This window comes from Stenotrophomonas maltophilia group sp. RNC7 (assembly GCF_030910085.1).
In the GTDB taxonomy this organism is placed as follows: Bacteria; Pseudomonadota; Gammaproteobacteria; order Xanthomonadales; family Xanthomonadaceae; genus Stenotrophomonas; species Stenotrophomonas sepilia.
On sequence record NZ_JAVFVN010000676.1, the window covers coordinates 1 to 2783 of the forward strand.

The 2783-nt window shown below is 59.7% G+C and carries 2 protein-coding genes and 1 pseudogene; all 3 read left to right on the forward strand.

The genetic code is table 11. From position 1 onward, the window contains the following. A pseudogene (locus RCF13_RS14110) lies at positions 1-1726 on the forward strand (hypothetical protein); the annotation flags it as partial. Beyond that, positions 1719-2216 carry a hypothetical protein gene (locus RCF13_RS14115; protein WP_134969469.1) on the forward strand — a complete coding sequence of 166 codons (498 nt, stop codon included), beginning with the start codon at positions 1719-1721 and terminating at the stop codon, positions 2214-2216. The pseudogene RCF13_RS14110 and the gene RCF13_RS14115, both read left to right, overlap by 8 nt. A gap of 294 nt (positions 2217-2510) precedes the next feature. Continuing rightward, positions 2511-2783, forward strand: a 273-nt coding sequence (locus RCF13_RS14120; protein ID WP_308141268.1) for a hemagglutinin repeat-containing protein, incomplete at its 3' end; no start/stop codon positions are given.

A 2783-nucleotide genomic window follows, 5' to 3' on the forward strand; every position in this document is an offset into this window, starting at 1 on the left:
CTTTGATACCGACAGCGCACTGTCGGCCGTTGACCTGCGCAAGATGCAGGAGCGTGCCGAGGTGATGCAGCTGGGTGGGCAGCTGCTGTTCAAGGGCGTGGGCGACCTGGGCGGCTACCTGAGCCAGAAGGCGGAGACCGAGGAAGGCAAGGCGTTCTGGGCCGACGGCGGCAATGGCCGCGCGCTGCTGCACGGCATGGCCGGTGCGGCGATGGCCGCATTGGGTGGTGCGGATGCGTTGAACGGCGCGGTGAGTGCTGCCGGTGCGGAGAAGGCCAAGATCGCGATCTCGGAATTCCTCGAGAGCAACAAGGGCAACCTGAGCTGGGAGGACTACCAGTCGCTGATGGAAGTGGGCAGCGCGATGGTGGGCGGTGCTCTGGGTGGAAGCACGGGCGCCAACATTGCGGTGACCGGGGACCGGTTCAATCGGCAGCTGCACCCGGACGAGGTGAAGTGGATCCGCTTCCATGCAGAGGAATTCGCCCGCGAGCAGAAGATCTCGAAGGAAGAGGCCTATCGCATCCTTCTTGTGGAAGCGGCTGCGTACGTTGACTCGAAAATACAGTCCGACCTGAGTGGAGTAGAAAACAACACTGACGCAATTGATTTCCTGCGCAAGAACCAGAACAAGTACGACTGGGGTACCGCGTTCGACAGCAGCGATCGGGACAACTTCTCTAAGTTCAGCGAAGAGCTTGGGCGCGAAACCGGCTATTTCAAAGACGTCTACACTGCCATCTCGGGAACTGCTTACGCCGCCGGATCAACCAAGGACTGGCGCTTTGAGTTCCAGGAGCCACTGCGCTACTACGGCGACGCCTCGCGCTCTCAGAAGGGCGTTGCCGTGGTCCAGGCTGGCGCAGCCGCTCTTGGCATCGGTGCGGCGGCGGCTGTTGAGTTCGGTGGCTGGTGCATCCTCAATCCGTACAGTTGCACCAAGGCCATCAGCGGAGCAGCCGATGCGGTGATGGGTGACTACGTGGGTGGTCATTCGCTTGCACCTGTGCTGCCGGCCCTGGTGGCGGCAAAGGCTGCTACCACTGCGGAACAAACGCTTCGACTGTCGAGCGGCGCGGTGGGTGCTGAGATCGCGGGGAATGCTGCAAAGAAGGGGGGGCTGCAATCCGAGCAGGTGCTGAAGCCGATGCAGGCTGCCGGTGCGGATGTGGCAGAGGCAGGCGCGAAGGCCGGGGCAAGCGAACAATCTTCTCTGGCAACTCTGAATCGTCTGAGTCCGCAGGAAGAGGCTGAGCTACTAAAGCGACAACTGATCCAGGCCGAGCGGCATGATCCATGGATCGGTACAACGCTTCCGGGGGCCGAGGCGCCAGTGACGGTTACGGCAGAAGCAACCGTCGGCGGGCGAATGCTCAAAGACACCAATCAGACCGCCCGACCTACCAAGCTCGCTGATGCAGACCATCCGACGCTGGTGGCCGATCTCCTCCCGCATGGTGCGCCAAACTCCAGCATGAAGTCCGCTCATGCGGAAATTGCGGTCATCCAGCGAGCCTATGAGCAAGGGCTTACGGCAGGCGAAAGAATGGTGATCGTCGTCAGAGGGGAGCCAATTTGTAGCTTCTGTAGGGGCAGTGATAACTTGCTCGCAGCGGCGGAGAGGTCGGGCCTAGAGCGACTTGAGGTGATTGGAGTGGAGGGAAATAGCAAACTAATCTGGACCAAGGGTTCCAAGGGATTCAGGGAGGTGGTTCTGCATGAATGAAGTCTGGGGTATGGGCGTGAATAGACTGGTTATGAAGCTAAACGACAGGCAGGACCCACGTGGGCCTCAGTGGGTCGAGAAGCCGGAATTAACTAAAGTTGAAAGCTCAGTACGTCGAGTGTTTGAAAATGGAAAAATGTTGGAGCTGTCCCTTCTGGACGCCGATGATTTTGTGATCAGAGCATTCCACATTGATAGTGCTGGGCGGCAGTGTAGGTTTACTCTCTGCGCCGCTGACGGGGATAGGAAGAATAGATTGCTTGAATGGTGGGAGTCCAGGGATAGCGAATTTCGTGGCGCAAGTCGGTATGTTGATGATTACTTTGATGACAGAACGGTTTGCCGGGACGTGGAAATTGCGGTTGCGCTGGCGCTCGAGTTCTCCAAAGACGGGGGATTGAGTGAAAATTCCATGTCCTACTTCATTTCTATGTGGGATCCTCTAAGTGTCGAGGGCAGACGTCTTGTCGCAGAGTCTCTTTCGTCGTGATGGTGAACGTAGCCACGCACATAGTGCCGGATAGCTATGGCGCGCCTTTTCGATGCGTTGCGCAGTTCTAGGCGTCGGCGCCAGCGTTGTTGACCTCGGTGGACGCAAGATCTTCGTCGCAAGGTGGCAGGTTGCATCGTTGCAATGTCCGAGCGACAGATGAGTCAGTCATCGAAGAACAAGAGCGACAGCGCGAAGTTGGCTTCAACATCGGCGTGTAGCTTTGAGATCGTGACGTAGCACCTCGTCGATGGCGCCCTGGCGGCCAATGCCGCCGCTGGCGTCGGCAGCGCCATGCAGCAGGGTGCTTCCGGCGCTACTGACGGCGTAAGCCTGCGCATCGGCATCGGCATCGGCATCGGCGCCTCCAGCTCCAGTGCCAGCCAGACCAGCCACGACCAGTCGGCGGTGGGCAGCACCATCCGCAGCCAGGGCGACGTCAGCATCGTGGCCACCGCCGGTGACCTGAGCATCATCGGCAGCCAGGTGAAGGGTGACAACGTGGCGCTGGCCGCGCGGGACAACATCACCCTGCGCAGCGAAGCGGAAGACCACACGCAGTCGTCG